16 protein-coding genes and 1 riboswitch are annotated in these 18963 nt (G+C 67.9%); of the genes, 8 read left to right on the forward strand and 8 right to left on the reverse strand.

Annotated features, from left to right (window positions below; all coding sequences use genetic code 11):
* From IE00_RS20685 to IE00_RS17755, 8 genes are all read right to left on the reverse strand, one after another.
* The coding region (locus IE00_RS20685; protein ID WP_072298551.1) for a transposase at window positions 1–258 on the reverse strand (258 nt) is incomplete at its 3' end.
* Between the two features lie 51 nt (window positions 259–309).
* A complete protein-coding gene (locus IE00_RS20950) occupies window positions 310–612 on the reverse strand; it encodes an IS5 family transposase (RefSeq protein ID WP_072298527.1) in 303 nt (100 codons plus the stop codon).
* Window positions 613–894: 282 nt separating this feature from the next.
* Window positions 895–2082, reverse strand: a complete 1188-nt coding sequence (locus IE00_RS17730) for an alginate export family protein (protein WP_072298528.1) — start codon at window positions 2080–2082, stop codon at window positions 895–897.
* A 19-nt stretch (window positions 2083–2101) separates the two neighbouring features.
* A complete protein-coding gene (locus IE00_RS17735; protein WP_170864202.1) occupies window positions 2102–4273 on the reverse strand; it encodes an aminoglycoside phosphotransferase family protein in 2172 nt (723 codons plus the stop codon).
* Window positions 4257–6110, reverse strand: a complete 1854-nt coding sequence (locus IE00_RS17740; RefSeq protein WP_072298530.1) for an ABC transporter ATP-binding protein — start codon at window positions 6108–6110, stop codon at window positions 4257–4259. The genes IE00_RS17735 and IE00_RS17740 overlap by 17 nt, the downstream gene beginning before the upstream one ends.
* Window positions 6110–7270: a glycosyltransferase family 4 protein gene (locus tag IE00_RS17745; protein ID WP_072298531.1), complete on the reverse strand. Its 1161-nt coding sequence runs from the start codon at window positions 7268–7270 to the stop codon at window positions 6110–6112. The genes IE00_RS17740 and IE00_RS17745 overlap by 1 nt, the downstream gene beginning before the upstream one ends.
* The gene (locus IE00_RS17750) at window positions 7270–8508 is read right to left on the reverse strand and encodes a glycosyltransferase (RefSeq protein ID WP_072298532.1); all 1239 of its coding nucleotides are present in this window, start codon (window positions 8506–8508) and stop codon (window positions 7270–7272) included. The genes IE00_RS17745 and IE00_RS17750 overlap by 1 nt, the downstream gene beginning before the upstream one ends.
* Window positions 8509–8534: 26 nt before the next feature.
* Complete coding sequence (locus IE00_RS17755; RefSeq protein ID WP_083554503.1) at window positions 8535–9788, reverse strand: glycosyltransferase family protein; 1254 nt, start codon at window positions 9786–9788, stop codon at window positions 8535–8537.
* A gap of 426 nt (window positions 9789–10214) precedes the next feature.
* Between IE00_RS17755 and IE00_RS17760 the strand changes: the two genes are divergently transcribed.
* The 8 genes from IE00_RS17760 (at window position 10215) to uxuA (ending at window position 18448) form a co-directional block, all read left to right on the forward strand.
* On the forward strand, window positions 10215–11795 hold the full coding sequence (locus IE00_RS17760; RefSeq protein ID WP_170864203.1) for a cell wall metabolism sensor histidine kinase WalK: 1581 nt from the start codon (window positions 10215–10217) through the stop codon (window positions 11793–11795).
* Window positions 11792–12478, forward strand: coding sequence for a response regulator transcription factor (locus tag IE00_RS17765; RefSeq protein ID WP_072298534.1), 687 nt, complete (start codon window positions 11792–11794; stop codon window positions 12476–12478). The genes IE00_RS17760 and IE00_RS17765 overlap by 4 nt, the downstream gene beginning before the upstream one ends.
* Before the next feature lie 117 nt (window positions 12479–12595).
* Window positions 12596–13273: a GntR family transcriptional regulator gene (locus IE00_RS17770; RefSeq protein ID WP_072298535.1), complete on the forward strand. Its 678-nt coding sequence runs from the start codon at window positions 12596–12598 to the stop codon at window positions 13271–13273.
* 45 nt (window positions 13274–13318) lie between these two features.
* Window positions 13319–14284 carry a TRAP transporter substrate-binding protein gene (locus IE00_RS17775; protein ID WP_072298536.1) on the forward strand — a complete coding sequence of 322 codons (966 nt, stop codon included), beginning with the start codon at window positions 13319–13321 and terminating at the stop codon, window positions 14282–14284.
* A 53-nt stretch (window positions 14285–14337) separates the two neighbouring features.
* Window positions 14338–14838, forward strand: a complete 501-nt coding sequence (locus tag IE00_RS17780) for a TRAP transporter small permease (protein WP_072298537.1) — start codon at window positions 14338–14340, stop codon at window positions 14836–14838.
* On the forward strand, window positions 14838–16115 hold the full coding sequence (locus IE00_RS17785) for a TRAP transporter large permease (RefSeq protein ID WP_072298538.1): 1278 nt from the start codon (window positions 14838–14840) through the stop codon (window positions 16113–16115). The genes IE00_RS17780 and IE00_RS17785 overlap by 1 nt, the downstream gene beginning before the upstream one ends.
* An 18-nt stretch (window positions 16116–16133) precedes the next feature.
* Window positions 16134–17222, forward strand: coding sequence for an L-idonate 5-dehydrogenase (locus tag IE00_RS17790; RefSeq protein WP_072298539.1), 1089 nt, complete (start codon window positions 16134–16136; stop codon window positions 17220–17222).
* Complete coding sequence (uxuA, locus tag IE00_RS17795; RefSeq protein ID WP_072298540.1) at window positions 17219–18448, forward strand: mannonate dehydratase; 1230 nt, start codon at window positions 17219–17221, stop codon at window positions 18446–18448. The genes IE00_RS17790 and uxuA overlap by 4 nt, the downstream gene beginning before the upstream one ends.
* 216 nt (window positions 18449–18664) lie before the next feature.
* Window positions 18665–18881: riboswitch (cobalamin riboswitch) on the forward strand.
* The last annotated feature ends 82 nt before the right edge of the window (window positions 18882–18963 follow it).

The following is an 18963-nucleotide window of genomic DNA, read 5'->3' on the forward strand; positions in this document are numbered from 1 at the left end:
AAAAGAGTTGGCCACCGCCAGCTCCCCGATCCTGGCGTGGAGCTCCCTTACCTGCTCCTCGCCAATCTCGGGCCTCTTGCGGCCTCCGCGCTCGAACACTCCGGAGGCCCCTTCCGGCAGGGCTCGCTTCCATTGATCGATCATCGTCGGATGCACCCCGAACCGGCCGGCCAGCTCGGCCGCCGTCTCCTCCCCCTTCAGGGCTTCCAGCGCGACCTTGGCCTGGAACTCAGGCGCCTGCTGCCGGCGTTTCGACATCTCTGATCTCCTTCCCCTCGAAGATCAGCTGACCCAAATTCGTAGCTTATGTCAGTGGCCGAATTTAAGAGCGGCGCTCAGTTCCAAATGTGACCAGTGATGGACGGGTTTCATCATCACGCTATCGCCTTGGACGCCGGGCTGCGCCATCATGCAGGATATTCTCGCGAAGATGCCCATCCGGGACCAGCGGGCGAACCTGTCATGCAGGGGCTTGGAGGTCCCATAGACCGAGGGCGCATCTTGCCACCGAAGCCCATGTCGTTTGACTTGGATGATGCCGCTCAGACCCTTGCTGCTTTCAGATCGGGCGCGCTTCCGGAACTTGGGAGGGAACGGCTGAATGCGTCGCATCTGCTGCGCGCTCGGTCAGAAACATCGCTCATCTCGTTTGTTCATGGCCACGTAAACCGCTTAACCCGCTAGCCTGCACGGAGACATCCGGTTCCTCCCGCACAAAGACACGGAACCCTCCCAATTTCGCCCTCGCGGCCCCGTTTGACAAATCACCGTCCGGCCGCAGGTCGTGCTGCGCCCACCCTGCATTGCGCTTCAGATGACGCCGCGACAAAGTCGGCATGGCGCCACGATCATGGCTGCCTGATGTTCGGCTTCGGTGTCGGCGGAGCCTTTCGGTCAGAATTCATATTCGACTTCGATCCGCGCCGCCATGCTGCGGTTCGGGACGTAGCTGTTGTCGTTGGCTGCGAACCAGCCGATGGCGGCATCCACTTCCAAGGCGTCACGGGGCCGGAAGCCGAACACAAGATCCAGCCCGTCGCCCAGGTGGCCGCCGGCACCTTCCCCATCCTCAAGCTGGCGGTAATGGTGATAGACCAGATCGACCGACAGCGTGTCGCTGGCGGTCATGCCGACCGCTGCCGTGGCAATGCGAAGGTTGCCCAGATCGGGGTCCAGTGCCTCGCCATAGTATTTCAGCTTGGCAAAACCGCCCAAGCGGCCTTCGTTCGATTGCAGGCCGGTCTGGCGAAAGGCACGGTCGGTGCCGTCGTCCGGGTTTCCGTCCCCGCTGCCTTGCGCCACGGCCAGCGTCACGCGGGGCTGCAGGGCGTGATCCTCCCACAGGCGGGTGGCGCCGACGTCAAAGCCGTAGCCCTTCAACCGGTCTTCGCCGTCCCGGCCGCGGGACAGACCCGCATCGGCCCAATAGCCGAGATCGGATGACAGCTCTCCCCAGGATCTCAGGCCCAGGGACAGCTGTTCGCCGCCGCCGCGGTCCCGGTCGTCGCCCAGGATGGCATAGGCCGCGACATAGCGGTCATCGACGGGCTCCATCTCGGCCAGAAGGCCGTAATAGCCGATGCGATCGCCGCGCGACGTGGGTTCGAACAGCGTGCGGGGCAGCCAGCCGACGCGGCCCGCCAGCGCGTCGATGCGCAGATCGCCCAGATCGAAGCGCGCCATGACGCCGTCGATATTCTCATCGATCAGCCATTCGCGTTCGTCGCGATAAAGCCAGCGTCCGGCGCGGAATTCGAACCCGTCATCATATTGCAGATAGGCCTGGTTGATGCGGGCGGTGTTGGTGGTCGTGCGGCGTTCTCCGCGTTCCCAGACCCGCTCGGAGAACAGGTCGAACTCGACGAATCCCGACCAGGTCCGCCGGGAGGCGACCTCGGCGATGATACGGAACAGGGGGCTGATCGCGGCCTCGCGGTCACGGTCATTCCCATCGGTCTCGCGCTCATAGGCCAGGTCCAGCTGCAGGGATCTTCGGAATTCGATCAGGGGCGGGTCTTGGGCCAGGGCGGGCGCCGGGATCGACAGGATGGCGACAAGCAGCAGGCGGCCGGGAAGGTCCATGCGCGGGTTCTCTCTGGTATCAGGTTGGCTGGGGATGGTTGCGCGCCAAGGCGGTGGTGGTCAGGGCGACCAAGGGCGCAGTGGTATGCCGGCGGTCGTGGAAACTCGTGCTGATGCGGATGTGGCGTGCCAGCGAAAGATCGCGGAACAGGCGGATGCGGGGCGCATCGGGCAGGGCGCGCCGTGTCGCGTAACCGGCCAGGAAGGCCTGGGCCGCGGGACCCGCCGCCGCGACATCGCCGGTGCCGCGCAGGGCGAATTCGTCCAGATGCGCCAGGAAATTGCCCAGGTCGATGGCCGGATCGCCCACCGCATAGAGGTCCAGATCGACCAGCCAGATCTGCGCGTCGGCCACCAACACCTGGTCGAAATAGAAGTCGCGATGGATGCCGCATTCGGGACCGGGGGGCAGGCTGGCCAGCCGGTCCGCCGCCCCGCGCAGGATCGCCTGCAGCGCGCCTGCGTGACGGGGCAGCTGCGCGGCCGCCTGGGTCAGGGCGCGGTCCAGGACGGCCAGTTCGTCGGCATGGCTCCAGCGGCGGTCGGAGGCCACCGGGGCGTCGTGCAGCTGCGCCAGCGCGGAGCCGATGCGCGCCATGGCCCCTGCGTCCATGGGATCGGGCGGCGATCCCGGCACCTCGTCCTGCAGCCACATGTTCATCGTGTCGACCGTGCCGCGGGCTTGCGGAACGCCGGTCCGGCCCTGGTGCCCGTCCAGCCCCGCCCCGCGCAGCGCGTCGTGCAGCGCCGGCATGCGCTGATCGGTGCCCTTGGCGCGCAGCTTGCCCAGAATCGCCCCCTGCCGATCGCTGGCGGCATAGCGGACCAGCGCACGGCGACCAGGCTTGTGGCGGATCAGTTCGGGCGTGGTCCCGGTCATGTCCATCCCCGTCGCCCTGCTCAGCGCGACCAGCGCGCGGCCCGTGTCCAGCGCGGCGGTCAGCTGCGGCATGGCGGGGTCGATCACCGGGGGGGCGATGCAGTGCAGGCACCGTTCGGCCCGGTCCAGCAGGCTGCGGGCACGCGCGGGCCAATCGGGATGGCGGGCGCGGAACCCTTCGGTCAGCAGCAGCATCAGGGCGCGGGCATGATGCAGGGACAGCGTGTCGGGGGCGGTGCCATAACCCTGCAACAGCGCCGCGCCAAGCCGGTCGGCCTGGTCCTGCGTCAGCAGACCGTCGATCACCTGCGCGTCCATCCGGGCCAGAAAGCTGCCCAGGTCGCGGGCCGGGTCGCCGCATCCGGCATTGTCCCAATCCAGGATCACCGGGTCCCCTTGGCCCGAGATCACCACCTGATCGGCGCTGAAATCGCCATGGACCAAGGTCGCATCGACGGCGCTGCTGCCCAAGCGGTGCGCCAGATCGGCGGCGATTGGCGCGGCGCGCGCGGCCAGTTCGGCGTGCAGCGGCGCCATGTCGGCGGCGGCGGTCAGGACGGATTTGGCATCGCCCGAGGCCGTCCAGGCGGCGGCGGGCCGGAACGGATCGGCGTGCAGCTCGGCCAGTGCCCGACCGATGCGGATACAGATGGCGGGGTCGGGGGCCTGGCCGGTCATTTCGGGACAGACGGGCTGGCCGGGCACCCACCGGGTCAGCAGCGCACGCAAACCGCTGTCGGCGCCCAGCAGCGGTGCCTGGCCATGGGCCATCGCGGCGGTCGCGCCGATCAGCGCACGGTCGAAGCCCGTTCCCTTCATGACCTTCAGGATGGCCTGCGGCTCTCCGTTCAGGTCGATCCGGGCGACCATCCGACGCCCCGGCTTGTAGCGCAGAAGGACCAGATCGCCCCGCTCCAGGTCGCGCGTCACGCCCACGACGCGGCGCAGATGCTTGGGGCGGTGGTCGGGGTCAAGCACCCGCCGCAAACCGCGCAGGTGACGGTCCAGCCGCGCCGGGATGACGATCGTCCCGTGATCCGGCAGCATCACCACCGACGGCTCCTTGAGCCAGCGCGGCCGCCGGCTTTCCTCGGCATAGCGATCGGGTGGATAGGCATAGGCCGCCAGCGCCTGCCCATCGGCGCGCAGAAAGCCCGCGGTGCAGCTGATGCCGGGCTTGTAGCGCAGATAGGCCGGGCGCAGCGCCTGGCATCCCAGGGCCGCGGCCATCGCCTGCGCATCAAGCAGCAGCGGCAGCCCCGCCAGCCCCGGATCGCGGTCGCAGACCGCCCGATCAGCCGGCGACAGCACGCAGCGCCCCCCCATCCTGACCGCGACCCTGCAGCGCCCACAGGCGGGCATAGCGTCCGCCGCGCGCCAGCAGGTCGGCATGGCTGCCCTGTTCGGCGACCCGCCCCGCTTCCAAAAACACGATGCGGTCGGCACGCGCGGCCTGTGACAGGTCGTGGGTGATCAGCAGGCTGGTCCGTCCCCGCGCCAGCCGCCAGATCGCCTCGGTGACGGTCGTTTCGTTGCTGCTGTCCAGGCCGGTCGTCGGCTCGTCGAAGACCAGGATCGGGCAATGGCGCAGGGCGGCGCGCGCGATGGCGATGCGCTGGCGCTGTCCCGCCGACAGGGTCGCGCCCCGTTCGGCCACCTGCGCGTCATAGCCGTCGGGCAGGGCCGCGATGAAGTCATGGGCGTTGGCCAGGCGGGCGGCGGCCTCGATCTCGTCGCGGGTGACGTCGCGCCCGGCGCCCAGGGCGATGTTGTCGGCCAGTGTGCCACTGTACAGCACGGTTTCCTGTGGGACAAAGCCGATCTGGCGGCGCAGGCTGGTCATGGTGACATCGCGGATGTCCTGCCCGTCGATCAGGATGCGCCCGCCCGACGGGTCGTAAAGCCGCAGCAACAGCCCGGCCAGCGTGGATTTGCCCGCCCCCGACGGGCCGGTCAGCGCGACATTGCTGCCCGGCTCGATCTGCAGGCTGAAATCGTCCAACGTGGCTTGCCCGCCGCCATAGCCGAAGGTGACGCGGTCAAACGTGATCCGCCCGTCATAGGCGGGGGCGGCCACGGCGCCCGCGCGGTCGCGGATGTCGGGAACCTCGTCCAGCAGCTGCACGACCCGTTCGCCCGCCGCACTGGCCTTGGCCAGCCGCGCGGCATATTTGGCATAGCCCCGGATGGGTCGGAACGTCGCCTTGAGATAGGTGATGAACACCAGCAGATCGCCCGGCGTCAGCCGACCGCGCAGCACCTGCAGGGTGCCGAAATACAAGACCAGCGCGATGGCGCAGGCGACCAGCAGGTCGACCAGCCGTTCCAGCCCCGCCGCGACCCGCTTGGCCCGCACGTCGCCCGACATGCTTTTGCCGTTGGCGCCCGAAAAGCTGTCGGCGGCGCGATCCTCGATCGACAGGGCCTGAACGGTGCGCATCGAGGACATCGCCTCGGCTGCGGTGGCGGCCATCTCGCCCTCGACCTTGCGCTGCTTGCGGCTGGCGGTCTGGATCTTCTTGCCGGCACGGATCGAGGCGAACCACAGCGCCGGCAACGGCAGCAGCGCGATCAGCGCCAGCTGCCAGTCGACCACCATCATCACCGTGACCATCCCCAGCAGGACCAGCACGTTCGCGGCCAAGGGCAGGGCGGCGGTGACGGCGGTTTCCTTCAGCATGGCGACGTCGCCGATCAGGCGCATGGTCAGATCGCCGGCCTTGGACCGGGTGTGAAAGCCCAAGGACAGCCCCTGCAGATGGCGGAACAGGTCGCCGCGAACCTTGGTCAGGACGCGGTTGCCGACGATGGCAAAGCCGATGGTCGCCAAGTACTGGAACAGCGCGCGCAGCCCGATGATGCCCACCAGCCCCACCGCGCAGAGGGTCAGCAGGACCATCGGGTCCAACGCATCGATGGTCGACACACCCGAACCGCCAGCCTCGGCCAGGTTCGAGGGCACGACGCGGTCGATGACGAATTTCAGCGGCCATGGCTCCAGCAGGCGCATCAGCGTGGCGGCGATCAGGGCCGCGGTCGCGCCGGTCAGCATCCCGCGATGCGGCCGCAGATAGGGCGCGAAGCGGCGCAGCACGCGGCGCAGGCCGGGCAGGGATTCGGTCAGCGTTTCGGGGCGCGATTTGCCCATCACGCGGCCTCCTGACCCGAGGCGGTGGCCCGCGTCAGGATGCGCGCCACGATGCGGTCCCATCCGTGATGGGCCAGAACCTCGGCCCGGGCGCGGGCCCCCATGGCGATGCCCGCCGCGGGATCGCGCGCCAGGCCCGCCAGCGCCAGCGCCAGCGCCGCCGGATCGTCGGGCGGCACGATGGCGCCAAGGCGGCCGCCGTCCAGCACCTGCGCCAGATCGCCCACGTCGCTGGTCACCACCGGCAATCCCGCCGCCATGTATTCGTAAAGCTTCAGCGGAGAGAAATAGAACGGCTGATCGCCGCGATAGGGGGCCGTCGCGACATGCATCCGCGTCAGCCAGCCGGGGATCTGGTCGGGCTGCACCGCGCCGGTCAACTGCGCGGCATCGGTCAGCGACTGCTGGTCCAGCCGCGCCAGGATCGTCGCGCGCTGCGGCCCGTCGCCCACGATCAGCAGCCGCGCATCGGGAACGTGATCGCGGCGCAGCAGGGCAAAGGCCTCGACCAGGGTGGCGGTGTCATGCCAGGGCTTGAGCGTCCCGACAAAGCCCACGGTGAACGGTCCCGACCGGGCGGGCCGAGCGTCGAAGCGGGACGGATCGACGCCGTTGGGGATGACGGCGGTGCGGGCGGGCGGGGCGCCCAGATCGCGGGCGTAATCCGCCACCGCCGGCGATACCGCGGCCAGCAGCCGGGCCGCGGCGAAGGCGCGGCGCGCGCTGGCCTCGGCGTCGGACTGGCGGACCATGCGGCGGTGGCGGCCGTGTTCGGCGATCAGCGGCGCGTTCACCTCCAGCGCCGAGGGGATGCCGGCGCGGGCCGCGAATTCCATCGCGCCATGGGCGAACAATGCGTGGCGTTCATAGATGAAATCGAAGGGGCCGGTCCGGGCCAGGTCCCGGGCGACCGTGTCGTTCAGGGCCAGCGCCCATGCGGCACGGCCCTCGGCATCATCGCCCCGCGGGGCTGTGGGCAAGGGGTGCAGCGCAACCTCCGCGAATTCCGCCGGGGCGGTGATGCCAAGCCGCGGAGAGAACAGCGTCACTTGGTGCCCCGCCGCCAGCAATTCGCGCAGCACCGATTGCACATGGATCGAGGCACCCTTGGTGCCGAAGGGCGGGATGCCGGGGTCGGTGGTGACATAGGCAACGCGCATCACGCGGACCTCTGTTGCGGCAGGCCGGTGCCGGCGATGGCGTCGTGCCAGATCGCGCGCAGCCTGGCGGCATTCACATGCTGGTCGAATTCGCGCGCGATCAGGGCCCGGCCTGCGGTGGAAAAACCCTGCCGCAAGGCCGCGTCGTCCAGCATGCGTGCCAGCGCCGTGGCCAGCGCCTGGGGATCGCCCTCGGGGACGCAAAGGCCCGTTTCGCCGTCGCGGACCAGTTCGGGGATGCCGGTGACGGCGGTCGCCACGCAGGGCGTGCCCAGGGCCATCGCCTCCAGAAGGACGGTGGGCAGACCGTCGCGATTGCCGTCGCGACCCACCACGCAGGGGCAGGCAAAGACCGCCGCGTCGCGCATCATCTCGATCACCTCGGATTGCGGGCGGGGGCCCGCCAAGGTGACCGCCTCGCCCAGGTCGGCGGCGGCGATCTGAGCCGACAGGTAGGTCGCCTCGTCGCCGCCACCCACGATGGTGCAGCGCAGGGTGCGGCCCTGGTCGCGCAGCAGGCGCACGGCCTCGATCAGGATGTGGAAGCCCTTCTTTTCCACCAGGCGGCCCACGGCCAGGATGTCGGTCGCATCCGGGGCCGGATCGGCATGGGTGAACCGGTCCAGATCCAAGCCGTTATAGATCCGGCTGACATTGGCCGCCGCCGGGCCAAAGCGCTGTCCCAGGTAATCGACGTTGTAATCCGACACGGTGATGACATGGGCCGCATCGCGCAGCTTTTCGTCCAGCCGCGTGTCTTCCTCATAGTCGAAATAGATGTCCTTGGCATGGGCGGTGAAGGTATAGCCGATCCCCGCCAGCTGCGCCGCCAGCCGCGCCACGGTGGTCGACACGGTGCCGAAATGCGCGTGCAGATGCGCCACCTCGCGTTCGCGGCAGGCCAGGGCCAGTTCCAACGCCTGCGCGACGTCCTGGCCGCTGCTGTTCTTCATCTGGCCCAGCAGCGTCCAGGACGCGGCAGGCAGCCCGGCCCGCGCCCGCATCATCAGCCGCCACAAGGCATCGGGGTTCTTCAACCGTTCGGTCAGCCGGGTGACGGGGGCGCGCACCTTGCCCAGGTTGTCCTGGAAATGCGTCTCCTCGACCGGGCGGAGCGAGAAGATCTCGATGGGCTGTCCGGCGGCCTCATGGGCCAGGATCTCGTTCACGATGAACGTTTCGGAATAGCGGGGATACCGCTTGAGGACATAGCCGATCTTGGGCGGGGTCAGGGACATGGGATGCGGTTCCTTGTGACGGGGGCTCAGGCCAGACGGCGCAGCCTGGTGCGTGGGGCCAGCATCTGCGCCGCCATGTCGGTGACGCGGGACAGGCCGCCCAGATCGACGCGGGCCGGCGCGGCCTGGCGCGCGACGGCGCCTTGCAGCCAATCCCCGATCGCCGCAGGCGACAGCGCATCGGGATGGATCATCCGGGCGATGCCGCGATCCTGCATGCGCTGCGCCCGGATCAGCTGTTCGGTGCGGGGCCGGACGCGGGGCACGACCAGCGCGGGAAGGCCAAAGGACATCATCTCGCAGGCGGTGTTATAGCCGCACATGGACACCAGCGCGGCGGCGCGGGCGGCCAGGCCCACGGGTTCGGCGATGAAATCGACGACGGTCAGATCGCTGCGCCCCTGCGCCAGTGCGGCGATGCGGCCCCGGTCGGCGGCGGACATCTGTGTCCCGGTGATCAGGATGCCCTGATGGCCCGCGGGCATCGGCGCCCCGGCGAAAGCCGTGCACAGCGCCACGCCGTCGCGCCCGCCCCCCACCTGGCACAGCACGAAGGGCCGCGCATCGCCCCCGGTCACCTGCAGCGGATCGGCGCCCTGCGCATCGGGCGACAGGCGGGCGCGCTGGTCCAGATAGCCGGTATAGGTCACCCGGGCGGACAGTTCCGCCCCCAGTCCGTATTCATCGGCGGTGGGGAAGAAATCCGGATCGCCATAGACCCAGATGTCGTCGTAATGATCCTGCAGCGCCTCGAAATTGCGCTGGCGCAGCCATTGCTGGCGCATGACCGACGGGCGGTCGATGATGTCGCGCAGGCCCAGCACCACGCGGGTTCGGCCCGACCGCTTCAGCGCGCGCAGGGTGGGGGCCAGTTCGTATTGCGCACCGCGCGGCACATTGTCGACGATCATCAGGTCGGGCCGGAAATTCTTGACCGCCGCCCGGATGGTCGCCGCGCGCATGTCGCACAGCGCATCGACCCCGATGCCCAGGTCGCGGGCGTGATAGCTGCCGTCCGCGGCCTTGGCATAGGCCGGAAGGGTCAGGCAGTCGACGCCGTCGGGCATGTCGAAGGCGCCGGCCTCGCGCATGCCGGCGATCAGCAGCACCTCGGGGGCGTGGCCGCATTGGCGGATCGCCTGGGCCAGCAGCATGTTGCGGCGCAGATGCCCGAAGCCGAGCGTGTCATGCGAATAAAGCACGACCCGCGGTCGCCGCATCCGCTGCTGGTGCAGCGCGGCCGAAAAGTGCAGCGGGTCCGTGGGGGCGATCCGGGTCATCATGCCCCCCTGGTCGGATGGGCGCAAAGGGGGCGGTGATCGGCCCGCGGCAAGGAAAGGGTCGCGTTCATGCGCATGACGGTGGTCCTCTGGTTCGCCCAACCGGGCATGAAAGCGTCATCAAGCTGACCATATCGGTCCGGCGGTCGCATCGAACCAAAGTCCGATGCCATCGGCAGCATTGGTCCACATCCCCCATGGAACCTCGGTCCGGGCGGGTCATGCCGGACGGCAGAATACGGCACGAAAGCCGCTTTCCGCGTGTGTCCAAAATATTGGTGCGCGACAGGAAGGTGCAAATTAGAAGATCATTAGAACCGCGCATCGGCGTTTTTCCGTCGATGGACTTGGGCTAATCTGCGCCATCATTGGGCATCGGACACGACCGGTCAGGAACGGAGCACCATGAGAATCCGCACGAAAATCATGCTGAGTCACCTGACGGGCCTGGTGACGGTCACGCTTGTCTGCCTGGGGATCATCGTCGGGCTGGGGCTGACGCGCGACGACCGGCGGCAGCTTCAGACCTCCTACGCGCAGCTTCGCAACATCAATCTGGTGGCGGTCGATGCCAACAAGCTGTCCGCGCAGATCGCCGAATTGTTCATCGCCGGCGACCAGGATGCCGAGATCCGCGAGGCCCGCGATTCCCTGCTGTCGGGGTTGCAGCGGCAGCGCGAACTGATCCGCGAGGAACAGATCCTGGCCAGCGAACCCGACGCGCCCTGGGGCGGGCTGGACCGTGTCGCGCAGATGGAAACCAAGGTGCGCCAGATCGACGCCGCGCGGTTGCAGATCCAGGCGCATTTGCGATCGGGCCAGCGCGCCGAGGCGTTGCAGGTCTTCAACACCGAGATCTATCACCAGCTGGGGCAGGTCCTGCTGGAGCTGGTCGAGGAGGCGACCATCCGCGAACGCGCCGAGGTGGCCGAGGCATTGGCCAGCTCCGCCCGCCTGTCCGAACGCGCGGTCGACCTGGCCATCGGCCTGATCGCCGTCGTGGCGGTGCTGGGCGTGGCCAATATCGTGATCATGAACCGTGCGATCCTGCGCCCCGTTTCGGCGCTTTATGCGGGGGCCGAGGCGGTGGGCCGCGGGGATCTGACCCATGTCATCGACAATTCCTCCTCGGACGAACTGGGCAACCTTTCGCGCCGCTTCAATGAAATGACCGACCAGATCCGGCTGCAGCGCGACAGCCTGCTGCAGGCCAAGTCGACCCTGTCCCAGCAGGTCGACGAACGCACCCGCGAACTGCGCGAACGGTCCGAGGCGCTGGTCGCCAGCAACGACCGGCTGCGGTCGGTCGATGCCAGCCGCGCCAATTTCTTTGCCGATATCAGTCATGAACTGCGCACGCCCCTGACCATCCTGCGCGGGCAGGCCGAAATGGCCACGCGTGCCGCCGATGCCGATGCCGGGGTGATGCGCCATGCGCTGGGCGACATCGTGCGCAAGGCCGACCAGATGGGCCGTCTGATCGACGACCTGCTGTTCCTGGCGCGGTCGGAATCGGGATCGATCATGGTCAACCGGACGCGGGTCGTGCTGCAGGATATCGTGGGCGACGTGCTGCTGGACGGCCAGAACATGGCGATGCGTCCCGGTGTCCGCATCCGTCCCAGCCAGCCCAGTGAACCGGTCGAGGTGCGCGGCGATCCCGACCGCCTGCGTCAGGCGGTGCTGATCGCGCTGGACAACGCCATCCGCCTGGCCCCCGCCGACACCACCGTCAGCCTGGAGCTGGCGCAGTCGGAGGGGCACGCCCATATCCGCGTCCGCGACCAGGGCCCCGGCTTTACCGGCGACGAACTGGGCAGCGCCTTCACCCGGTTCTACAGCGCGCGCCCGTCGCGGCCGCGATCGGGGCGCGGGCTGGGGCTGGGACTGTCCATCGCGAAATGGATCGTGGACCAGCATGACGGCGCCATCCGCATCGACAGTGCCCCGGGCCGCGGCGCCGTGGTCGAGATCACCATGCCGCTGGCGCAGAGGGCCGTCGCATGACCGCCGATCGCATCCTGGTCGTCGAGGACGACGCCGAGATCGCCGCCCTGCTGTCGGGCGGGCTGACGGCCGAGGGGTATCATGTGGATCTGGCCGATTGCGGCGAAGGGCTGGACCAGCGGCTGAGCGCCGGCGCCTATGACCTGGTCGTGCTGGACCGGATGCTGCCCGATGCCGACGGGGCAGAGCTGTGCCAGGTGATCCGCGCCGCAGGTCACGACGTGATGATCCTGATGCTGACGGCCAAGGATGCCTTGTCCGAAAAGCTGGAGGGCCTGGGGGCGGGTGCCGACGACTATATGGCGAAACCCTTCGCCTTCGAGGAATTGCTGGCCCGCATCGCGGTCCTGCTGCGCCGGGCGCCCGCCCGCGACGACCGGCCCGCGCGCATCGTGATCGGCGATCTGTGTCTGGACCTGAACACCAAGACCGCCACGCGCCGCGACCGCGATCTGGAACTGACCGCGACCGAATTCTCGTTGTTGCGGTTTCTGGCCGAACGCCCGGATCGGGTTCAGTCCCGCATCGACATCCTGAAAGGTGTCTGGGGCTATAATTTCGACCCGCAGACCAACATCGTCGAGGTCTATATCGCCTATCTGCGCAAGAAGCTGGACAAGGACGGCGACACGCAGCTTATCCGCAACCAACGTGGGTTCGGGTACCTGCTCTCCATGCCCTGAGGCGGGAAGCGGGCCGGGCGGGTGACGACGGCCCGCCCCTCTTTGATAGCCAAACTGCCATACCAGTCCTTGCCGTAAGGATGGTAGTATGGTAGTAGGCCGTCAGGGAGAGCAGTCGTGGACAGACCAGAGACCATCCAGCCGAAATTCGTCAGTGTCGTGGATCAGCTGTTCGACCGGCTGCGGGCCGCGATCATCGACAATGTCCTGACCCCCGGCACCAAGCTGTCCGAGGCCGAGGTCGCGCTGAACCACGGCGTCAGCCGGCAACCCGTCCGCGAGGCCTTCATCAAGCTGGCGAATGAAAGCCTGCTGGAGATCCGTCCGCAGCGCGGCACCTTCGTCGCCAAGATCTCGCTGCCCCATGTCATGGATGCGCGCTTCGTGCGCGAAGCGGTCGAGGCCGATATCGTCAAGCTGCTGGCCGGTGCGCCCGATCCGGCCGTGATCGCCGATCTCCGGCGTCAGGTGCGGGCGCAGGAAACGCTGATCGGTGGTTCGGCCCGGGATTTCATCGCCGCCGACGAAGCCTTTCACCGCACCCTGGCCGAAGGCGCCGACAAGGCGCGCGCCTGGGAGGTCGTCGTCGAGATGAAGGCGCAGATGGACCGCGTGCGCGTGCTGTCCAGCCAGCATTTCCCGGTCGACCGGCTGGTCGCGCAACATCTGGCGATCGTCGATGCCATCGCCGCCGGCGACGGTGCCGCAGCCGAGCGCGGATTGCGCCTGCATCTGCAGGGCATCCTGACGGACCTGCCCGTCATCAAGCAGGAACGACCCGAATATTTTTCATAATGCCGGCACGCCGGCACCCGTGATCCTTGGAGGAGGAGTTTCACCATGAACAAGCCGACCGGACTTTTGGCATCCTGCACGCTGGCCCTGCTGGGCAGCACGGCCTTCGCGCAGGAGGTGACGCTGAAGCTGGGCCATTTGGCCAATGAGGACAACATCTGGCACAAGGCCGTGACGCGCTTTGCCGAAGAGGTCGACACGCTGACCGAAGGCCGCGTCGCCGTCGAGATCTACCCCAACGAATCGCTGGGCAAGGAGATCGACCTGATCAACGGGATGCAGCTGGGCACCGCCGACATGACCATCACCGGCGAAAGCCTGCAGAACTGGGCGCCCAAGGCCGCGCTGCTGGCGCTGCCCTATGCCTACAAGTCGCTGGAGCATATGGACGAGGTCGCCTCGGGCGAGATCGGCGACCAGATCGAGGCCGAGATCATCGAAAAGGCCGATATCCGCCCGCTGACCTATTTCGCCCGCGGGCCGCGCAACCTGTCGGCCAACCGCGAGATCACGACGCCCGACGACCTGGACGGCTTCAAGCTGCGCGTGCCGAACGTGCCGCTGTTCGTGGCCGCCTGGCAGGCGCTGGGCGCGAACCCGACGCCGATGGCCTTTTCCGAGGTCTTCACCTCGCTGCAGAACGGCACCATCGAGGGACAGGAGAACCCGCTGGCGCTGTTCAAGTCGGGCGGCTTCTACGAAGTCCAGAGCGTGGTCAACCGGACCGAGCATGTGCGGTCCTGGATCTATCTGGCCATTTCGGAACGCAGCTGGGGTCGCCTGTCCGAAGACGACCAGGCCGCACTGATGCAGGCCGCCGAGCGCACCCAGACCTATGAACGCGAATTGTTCACCGCCGATGAGGAAGCCCTGGTCGCCGACCTGGAAGGGCGGGGCGTCACCTTCCACGACGTCGATCGGGCGGCCTTTGCCGAAGGCGCGCGCGAGGCCGTCCTGGGCGCCGTCGACGAAGAAATCCGCCCGCTGGCCGAAGAGATCTTCAACCGCTGACCGAACGCGGCCCCGCCATCCCGCGGGGCCGCGCATCTTCAAGGGAGGAAGCCATGACGAAAGCGTTCAAGGGGCTGGAGGGCCTGTGCCGGCTGCTGATCTTCGCGGCCTTCGTGATCCTGATGGGGTCCGTCCTGCTGCAGGTGTTTTCGCGCACCTTCCTCAGCACCGCGCCCGTCTGGACCGAGGAACTGACGCGGTTCTGCCTGATCTTCATGGCGGCCCTTGGCGCGGGGCTGGCCCTGCGCAGCGGCGACATGGTGAACGTGGACCTGGTCTGTGAAAGCCTGCCGGGCCGCGCACCCTTTGCGCTGCGCCTGATCTCGACGCTGATCACGGCGGGCTTTGCGCTGGTGCTGCTGCCGGCGGCCTGGGCCTATACCGCCATCGGGATGCGCCAGACCGCGCCGTCTCTGGGCTGGCGGATGGATTTCATCCACGCCTCGATGATCGTGCTTTTCGTCATTCTTGCCCTGTGGGCGCTGCTGCGCGCCTTCGACATGCTGTCCGGCCGACATGACGGCCGTCCCGTCCCGACCTCGGAGGACAGCTGATGGGTCTTGCGCTGCTTCTGGGCACCTTCGTGCTGGGCCTTGTCATCGGCGTGCCGGTGGCGGTGACGCTGGGGTTGTCCTCGATGGCCTATCTGCTGTTTGCCGACATTCCCTTGGTGGTGATTCCGCAGAAGATGTATGCGGGCATGGACAGCTTTGTGCTGCTGTGCATCCCCGGCTTCATCCTGGCGGGCAACCTGATGAATGCGGGCGGCATCACCGAACGGATCGTCCGCTTTGCCAACGCTCTTGTCGGCTGGATGCGCGGCGGGCTGGCGCAGGCCAACATCGCGGCCTCCATGCTGTTTGGTGGCGTGTCGGGCACGGCGGTGGCCGATGTCGCATCCGTCGGCGGCATGATGATCCCCGGCATGAAGAAGGTCGGCTATCCCGCGCCGTTCGCGGCGGCGGTGACGGCGGCGTCCTCGACCGTGGGTCCGATGATCCCGCCAAGCGTGCCGATGATCATCGTGGGATCGCTGTCGGGCCTGTCGGTGGGCAAGCTGTTCCTGGCCGGGGCCGTGCCGGGCCTGATGCTGGGTTTCGCGATGATGATCGCCACCTATTTCATCGCCCGCCGCCGCCATTTCCCGCGTGAGCCGTGGCAGGGCATGGGCGAGCTGCTGTCCTCGTTCACGGGCGCGGTCTGGGCCATCGCGATGACGGTGCTGATCGTCGGCGGCCTTCTGGTGGGCATCACCACCCCGACCGAGACGGCGGTCATCGCCAGCCTCTATGCCGCCATCGTCGGCCTGCTGGTCTATCGCGAACTGCCCGTCCGGCGCATCCCCGGCATCATCGTCAACAGCGCCATCAGCTCGGCCGGGATCCTGGTCCTGGTGGGCACGGCGAATGTCTTCGGCTGGATCCTGGTGGCCGAACGCATCCCGCAGATGCTGGCCGACGGCGTGCTGTCCATCACCGACAACAAGTTCCTGGTGATTCTGCTGATCAACCTGCTGCTGCTGTTCGTCGGCATGTTCATGGAAACGATCGCGGCGCTGATCATCCTGTTCGTCCCCCTGCAGGCGTTGGCCGCGGCGGTGGGCATCGACCCGCTGCATTTCGCCGTCTTTGCCGTCCTGAACCTGATGATCGGGCTGACGACGCCGCCGGTGGGGGTCTGTCTGTTCGTGGCCGCCAACATCGCCCGTCTGCCCCTGTCGCCGGTGATCCACGCCATCGCGCCCTATATCGTCACCAACCTGATCATCCTTCTTCTTGTCAGCTATGTGCCCGCCCTGTCGACCTGGCTGCCCAACACGCTGATGCCCTGAGGCCCCATGACCAATCCCATGACCAACCGTGTCGTCTGCCTGCATGCGCAGGACGACCTGAGACTGGAAACCCGCCCCGCCCAGGCCCCTGCCCAGGGCGAGGTCCGCGTGGCGATCCTGGCCGGGGGCATCTGCGGGTCGGACCTGCATTACTGGCTGGAGGGCGGGATCGGCACGATCCGCGTGCGCGAGCCGATCATCCTGGGCCACGAGGCCGCCGGACGGGTCGAGGCGCTTGGCCCGGGCGTCACGGGGCTGGCGGTCGGGCAGCTGGTGGCGATCAATCCGTCGCATCCCTGCGGGACCTGCGATTTCTGCCGCCAGGGTCTGGAACGTCATTGCACGGCGATGAAGTTCAAGGGTTCGGCCATGTATCTGCCCCATCAGCAGGGCATGTTCCGCGACCTGATGGTGATCGGCGCCGCCCAGTGCCACCCGCTGCCGCAGGGGATCGGGCCGGGCGCCGCCGCCTGCGCCGAACCGCTGGCCGTCTGTCTGCACGCCGCTCGTCGGGCCGAGGATTTGGCAGGGCCCTTGACCGGCAAGACGGTGCTGGTCACCGGGGCCGGGCCCATCGGCGCGCTGTGCATCGCGGTGGCGCGCCAGCGGGGGGCGGCCCGGATCATCGTCACCGACATCCAGGACGCGACTCTGGCCGTCGCGCGCCAAATGGGCGCCGATCACGCGGTCAACACCCGGACCGATCCCGACGGGCTGGCCCCCTGGCGCGAGGGCAGGGGCCAGGTCGATCTGGTCTTTGAATGTTCGGCCGCAGCGCCTGCGATCGCCGACGCGGTCGCCTGCCTGCGTCCGCTTGGGACGCTGGTCCAGGTGGGGGTCGCAGGGCCGACCGCCCTGCCGCTGAACGTCATGGTCGGCAAGGAGATCCTGTTCGTCGGCTCGCAACGCTTCGACGTCGAATTCGCCGAGGCGGTCCAGATGATCGGGTCGCGGGCCATAGACCCGACCCCGATGATCACCGCAACCTTTCCCGCCGATCAGGCGCATCAGGCATTCGAGACGGCGCGCGACCGTGCGCGTTCGGTCAAGGTGCAGATTACCTTTGCCGCCCAAGGCGGCCAGCCCCACAAGGAGGCCATGGCATGAGACAGACCTGGCGCTGGTTCGGACCCAAGGATCTGGTGTCCATCGACGACATGCTGCAGGCCGGGGTCGAAGGGGTGGTGACCGCCCTGCACCACGTCCCCACCGGCGCGGTGTGGCAGCCCGCGGACATCGCGCAGCGGCAGGCCGAACTGGCCGTCATGTCGGACGGCGCGCCCTCGGGCCTGTCATGGGAGGTCGTCGAGAGCCTGCCCGTCTCGGAGGACATCAAGCGCCAGAGCGGCGACTGGAAGCAGCATGTCCTGAACTGGAAAACCTCGATGCGCCATCTGCATCAGGCGGGGATCAGGGTCATCTGCTACAACTTCATGCCGATCCTGGACTGGACGCGCACCGATCTGGCCTATCGCCTGTCGAACGGCGCGACCTGCATGCGCTATGACGCCGTCGATTTCGCGGCCTTCGACCTGTTCCTGCTGCAGCGCGCCGGTGCCGCGGATGATTACGCCCCCGAGGTGGCCGAGGCCGCCCGCGCCCGTTTCGCGGATATGACCGAGGCACGCAGGGAACAGCTGTCCGGCAATGTCGTCTTCGGCCTGCCCGGCGCGGCCGAACGCATGTCCATGGACGATGTGAAGGCGCATCTGGCGCATTACCACAGCATCCCGGCCGAACGCCTGCGGGGCCATCTGGTCGATTTCCTGGCCGAAGTCGCACCCCTGGCGGACGAACTGGGCATGCGCCTGTGCTGCCATCCGGACGATCCCCCCTTTCCCCTGCTGGGCCTGCCGCGGATCATGTCGACCGAGGCCGATTACAAGGCGGTCATGGATGCGGTGGATCTTCGCGCCAACGGCATCACGCTTTGCACCGGGTCGCTTGGGGCGCGGGCGGATAACGACCTGCCGGGCATGATGCGGCGGCTTGGCGACCGCGTCCATTTCCTGCATCTGCGCAATGTCGCACTGGAGGACCGCCAGCTGGGCGGGTCTTTCCACGAAGCGGCCCATCTTGAGGGCAATACCGACATGGTTGCCGTCATCGCCGCCGTCCTGGAGGAGGAAGCCCGCCGTCGCGCGGAAGGCCGCGCCGACTGGCAGATCCCCATGCGCCCCGATCACGGCCAGGACATCCTGGATGACCAGCAGCGTCGCGCCCAGCCCGGTTACCCCGCCATCGGGCGCCTGAAAGGCCTGGCCGAACTGCGCGGCATCATGACCGCGCTGGCTCACCCCTCCGTCGCCAAGGCATTGCGGCAGCCGCAATAGGCTGCCGCAGCGGTCGCGGTTCGTCCCACGACGGCCGTCGACCGCCGCTGTCGGAATGCGACCCCGCAGTGACGGCGCGGCATTGCGGATGCGCGGGGAGGCAGACCGCTTGCATTCCCCTTTCGCCATCCATTATATGATATATTATAACATAACGTAAACGGGTGCCTGACCTGTGGCGTGGTGCCTTCTGTCTTGACCCGTTCCGCACGGGGCGTCATTCATGCCGGTGATGGTTCCCGACCAAGCCACGCGCGGTCGGGTGAAAAGGGAACACGGTGCGGTGTAGCCATCAGGCGCCAAATCCGTGACTGCCCCCGCAACTGTAAGCGGCGAGCGTCCCCCGATGCCACTGTGCCCCCTGGGGCATGGGAAGGCGGGGTATGCCGCGACCCGCGAAGTCAGGAGACCTGCCATCATGCTGGACAATCACCGGGCGGGGTGCCCCGGAAGGAGAATTTGGTGGCTGACATATCGCGACGGCGGGCGTCCCTGCGCGCCTTATCCGTGCCGCA

It is taken from the genome of Paracoccus sp. SM22M-07 (genome assembly GCF_001887735.1).
Classification (GTDB): Bacteria; Pseudomonadota; Alphaproteobacteria; order Rhodobacterales; family Rhodobacteraceae; genus Paracoccus.

Coding starts and splice junctions, on each gene's coding strand:
- IE00_RS17775 (WP_072298536.1), top strand. CDS start 13,319: ATGAACAAGCCGACCGGACTTTTGGCATCCTGCACGCTGGCCCTGCTG.
- IE00_RS17785 (WP_072298538.1), top strand. CDS start 14,838: ATGGGTCTTGCGCTGCTTCTGGGCACCTTCGTGCTGGGCCTTGTCATC.
- IE00_RS17730 (WP_072298528.1), bottom strand. CDS start 2,082: ATGGACCTTCCCGGCCGCCTGCTGCTTGTCGCCATCCTGTCGATCCCG.
- IE00_RS17740 (WP_072298530.1), bottom strand. CDS start 6,110: ATGGGCAAATCGCGCCCCGAAACGCTGACCGAATCCCTGCCCGGCCTG.
- IE00_RS17765 (WP_072298534.1), top strand. CDS start 11,792: ATGACCGCCGATCGCATCCTGGTCGTCGAGGACGACGCCGAGATCGCC.
- IE00_RS17790 (WP_072298539.1), top strand. CDS start 16,134: ATGACCAACCGTGTCGTCTGCCTGCATGCGCAGGACGACCTGAGACTG.
- IE00_RS17745 (WP_072298531.1), bottom strand. CDS start 7,270: ATGCGCGTTGCCTATGTCACCACCGACCCCGGCATCCCGCCCTTCGGC.
- IE00_RS17750 (WP_072298532.1), bottom strand. CDS start 8,508: ATGTCCCTGACCCCGCCCAAGATCGGCTATGTCCTCAAGCGGTATCCC.
- IE00_RS17780 (WP_072298537.1), top strand. CDS start 14,338: ATGACGAAAGCGTTCAAGGGGCTGGAGGGCCTGTGCCGGCTGCTGATC.
- IE00_RS17760 (WP_170864203.1), top strand. CDS start 10,215: ATGCTGAGTCACCTGACGGGCCTGGTGACGGTCACGCTTGTCTGCCTG.
- uxuA (WP_072298540.1), top strand. CDS start 17,219: ATGAGACAGACCTGGCGCTGGTTCGGACCCAAGGATCTGGTGTCCATC.
- IE00_RS17755 (WP_083554503.1), bottom strand. CDS start 9,788: ATGACCCGGATCGCCCCCACGGACCCGCTGCACTTTTCGGCCGCGCTG.
- IE00_RS20950 (WP_072298527.1), bottom strand. CDS start 612: ATGCGACGCATTCAGCCGTTCCCTCCCAAGTTCCGGAAGCGCGCCCGA.